This window comes from Arthrobacter sp. Y3223164 (assembly GCF_059091005.1).
In genome coordinates, this window is record NZ_JBNHGF010000268.1 from 1 (window position 1) to 3960 (window position 3960).

3 protein-coding genes and 1 pseudogene are annotated in these 3960 nt (G+C 68.8%); 3 read left to right on the forward strand and 1 reads right to left on the reverse strand.

The genetic code is table 11. The features are described 5' to 3' along the window. A pseudogene (locus AC5RUJ_RS12330) lies at window positions 1-550 on the reverse strand (hypothetical protein); the annotation flags it as partial. A gap of 325 nt (window positions 551-875) precedes the next feature. Here AC5RUJ_RS12330 and acs point away from each other — a divergent pair. The 3 genes from acs to AC5RUJ_RS12345 all read left to right on the forward strand — a co-directional run. Continuing rightward, on the forward strand, window positions 876-2855 hold the full coding sequence (gene acs, locus AC5RUJ_RS12335) for an acetate--CoA ligase (RefSeq protein ID WP_494128625.1): 1980 nt from the start codon (window positions 876-878) through the stop codon (window positions 2853-2855). A gap of 137 nt (window positions 2856-2992) precedes the next feature. Beyond that, window positions 2993-3445, forward strand: a complete 453-nt coding sequence (aroQ, locus tag AC5RUJ_RS12340; protein ID WP_494012851.1) for a type II 3-dehydroquinate dehydratase — start codon at window positions 2993-2995, stop codon at window positions 3443-3445. Window positions 3446-3464: 19 nt separating this feature from the next. After that, the coding region (locus tag AC5RUJ_RS12345; protein ID WP_494155924.1) for a DUF2332 family protein at window positions 3465-3960 on the forward strand (496 nt) is incomplete at its 3' end.

The following is a 3960-nucleotide window of genomic DNA, read 5'->3' on the forward strand; positions in this document are numbered from 1 at the left end:
CGGGCTGGTTCGCGCCGGGCTGCCCGGTGGCGGGCTTGGGTTGCTTCGGCCGGGGTGCAGCCGGAACAGCGTCGCGCGCCACGGGGTGGGCGACGGCCTCGGGACGGCCGGCGAAATCGACGGCAAGCTGCGGAATCCAGCGCGCGCAAACGGTTCCCGCAAAGAGCACCACCGCGCCGATGAATCCGATGACTCCGCTAACGCTGAAGACGGTAACGATCGTCAGGAAGTAGAACGCCAGCGCCAGCGAAGCGACCACCGAGGCAAATTGGTCGACCGACAAAGAGCCCACCCGCAGCGGCGTCTGCGGGGCCAGCCGCCGCACGACAAACAGGACCAAGACCACCGCCGGAAGCAGGATGCCCAGCCCCAGTTGGAACAGGCCGCCTGAATTCCATAGGTTCACGCCGATGCCCTGGAGAACTTGCAGGGGCATCACCGACGAGAGGAAAAGCAGGACGATGCCGGCGCCCACCACCATGTCTCGCACGGTGAACGGGCCGGCCACCGCAGTTCCTGCCGTGCCGTGGGTCTGGGAGCTCTGGGACATCTTCGATCCTCCGGTCGTTTACGGTTGCAGCGCGGGCCGGGCCCGCCGTGGGTCTTTGCGGGTTGCACCGCGGGCTTGGGCCGCCGCGCAACCTTCTGGCGCTGGTCTCAGCGTAGTCAAGGAACCCACCCTTCACTAGCCGGATTCCCGCGGGCGACGGCGCCACCGGGTGCCGTTCACCGCAGATTCACCTCCATTTACATCGTGCAGTGTGACGCTCAACACCGCCGACGGCGCACAAAGGATTAGGCTGGCAAGCAGCAGGTGCGCCCGGCTGACAAGCCGGGGGCACGCCAATGACCCAGCACGACGAAGGGGCCCCCACATGTCTGAAGCCAACGGAACGCAGTCGACCGCCGCCACCGGCGACGCCCTGGAAAACCTGCTCCACGAGAAGCGTAGATTTGCGCCCAGCGCTGAATTCGCCGCCGCAGCCGTAGCCAAACAGGACGTTTACGCGGACGCAGAGGCGGACCGCCCGGCTTTTTGGGCCAAGCAGGCCCGCGAGGTCCTCTCGTGGGACACGGACTTCAGCCAGGCGCTGGACTGGTCGGACGCCCCGTTTGCCAAGTGGTTCGTCGGCGGCGAGCTGAACGCGGCCTACAACGCTTTGGACCGGCATGTGGAGAACGGGCTGGGCGACCGGGTGGCGATCCACTTCGAAGGCGAGCCCGGCGACACCCGCACGTACACCTACGCCCAGTTGACCGAGGAAGTGAAGAAGGCCGCCAACGCGTTCGAGTCCCTCGGCGTGGCGAAGGGCGACCGGGTCGCCGTCTACCTGCCGATGATCCCGGAGGCCGTGATCAGCATGCTGGCCTGCGCCCGGATCGGGGCGGTGCACTCGGTGGTGTTCGGCGGTTTCTCCGCCGACGCGCTGCGCTCCCGCGTCGATGACGCCGAGGCCAAGCTGGTGGTCACCGCCGACGGCACCTGGCGCCGCGGCAAGCCGTCCCCGCTGAAGCCCGCCGTGGACGAGGCGCTCTCCGCCCCCGGCCACACGGTAACCAACGTGGTGGTGGTCAAGCGCAACGGCGAACCCGTGGACTGGCACGAGGGTCGCGATGTGTGGTGGGCGGACACAGTGGAGACCGCCTCGGCCGAGCACACGCCCGTGCCGCACGACGCCGAGCACCCGCTGTTCATCCTCTACACCTCCGGCACGACCGGGAAGCCCAAGGGCATCCTGCACACCACCGGCGGCTACCTGACCCAGTGCGCCTACACGCACAAGGTGGTGTTCGACCTGAAGCCGGAGACGGACGTGTTCTGGTGCACCGCGGACATCGGCTGGGTCACCGGCCACTCCTACGTCACCTACGCCCCGCTGATCAACGGCGCCACCCAGGTGATGTACGAGGGCACCCCCGATTCCCCGCACCAGGGCCGCTGGTGGGAGATCGTGGAAAAGTACAAGGTCTCCATCCTCTACACCGCCCCGACGGCGATCCGCACCATGATGAAGTGGGGCGAGGAGATCCCGGCCAAGTACGACCTGTCCTCCATCCGGGTGCTCGGTTCGGTCGGCGAACCCATCAACCCGGAGGCCTGGATGTGGTACCGCCGGGTCATCGGCGGCGACAAGGCACCGATTGTGGACACTTGGTGGCAGACCGAAACCGGTGCGCACATGATCGCCCCGCTGCCCGGAATCACCGCCGCCAAGCCCGGTTCCGCGCAGGTCGCGATCCCCGGCATCGCCGTCGACGTCGTGGACGAACTTGGCGACTCCGTCCCGGACGGCCACGGCGGCTACCTGGTGATCCGCGAGCCCTGGCCGGCCATGCTGCGCGGCATCTGGGGCGACCCGGAACGGTTCAAGGAAACCTACTGGTCCCGCTTCGAGAACATGTACTTCGCCGGCGACGGCGCCAAGAAGGACGAGGACGGCGACATCTGGCTGCTCGGCCGGGTCGACGACGTCATGAACGTCTCCGGCCACCGCCTCTCCACCACCGAAATCGAGTCGGCGCTGGTCTCCCATCCCGCCGTCGCCGAGGCCGCCGTCGTCGGCGCCAAGGACGAAACAACCGGCGAGGCTGTCGTGGCGTTCGTCATCCTGAGAGGAGGCGCGGCGGAAGACCCGGACATCGTCGCCACCCTCCGCGCCCACGTCGGCAAGGAAATCGGACCCATCGCCAAGCCGCGCACCATCCTGGTGGTGCCGGAACTTCCCAAGACCCGCTCCGGTAAGATCATGCGCCGCCTGCTCAAGGACGTGGCCGAAGGACGCGAGGTCGGCGACGCCACCACCCTGGCGGACAACACCGTCATGCAGCAGATCGCGACCTCGCTGAAGGCCTGACGCCCGGACAGTCGGCTGAATGCCGTGGCCCTCCCGCCCCTGGCGGCGGGCGGGCCACGGCATCACACCGCGAGGCCAGGACGCCCCGCTGGAACAGGTCAGCTCCCCCGAGACGCGATTGAGGCATAGTAAAAGGCATGACTGCAGATATCCCCGGCACCCGCCGCGTCCTGATCCTCAACGGCCCCAACCTGAACCTGCTGGGCACGCGGGAACCGGACGTCTACGGCACCGCCACGCTGGCCGACGTCGAGCGGCTCGCCACCGACGCCGCGGCCGCCCGCGGCTGGACCGCCGAGTGCGTGCAGTCCAATCATGAAGGGGAGCTGATCGACGCGGTCCACGCCGCCCGAGGCACGGCCGATGCGATCGTCATCAATCCCGGCGGCTACAGCCACACGTCCGTGGCACTGCGCGACGCCCTCTCCGGCGTGGCCCTCCCGGTGGTCGAAGTTCACATCAGCAACATCCACCGGCGAGAAGAGTTCCGCCACCACTCCTACATCTCCGGCATCGCGGACGCCGTCATCGCTGGCGCGGGCATCACCGGCTACCGGCTGGCGGTCGAATACCTCGCCGAGGCCCTGTAGCGGAGCGGCCGCGGCGACGATGGGTGGACAGCGAGGGGACACCGCCGGCTGGTACCGGAACTTCGGCGTGCACGAGGCCGCAGGCCAGTCCCCGGTGTACGTCGAATGGGCCCTGGGCATCAGCGACGATCCCGAGGTCCTGGCGCTGATCGACGCCCTGCCCGCGTCGAAGCGCCAGCCCAACCTGATCCTGGCGGCCTCCCGCTCCCTTGGCGCCGGCGCGACGGAGTACGCGGGCTTCCGCGACTTCCTGCTGTCGCGGTGGGACGCGGTCCGGGAGGTGGCACTGGCGCGCACCACGCAGACGAATGAACCCGGCCGCTGCGCCGTTTTCCTGCCGTCCCTGGCGGCCATCGCCGCCTCCGAAGCCAAGCCGCTGGCGCTGATCGAGGTGGGCGCCTCGGCGGGGCTGTTGCTCTATCCCGACCTGTACCGCTACCAGTACGACGGCGGTGCGGTCCTCGCGCCGCGGTCCTCGCCTGCCGCCCGGGCCGGGGCGGAAACGGCGCCCTCCG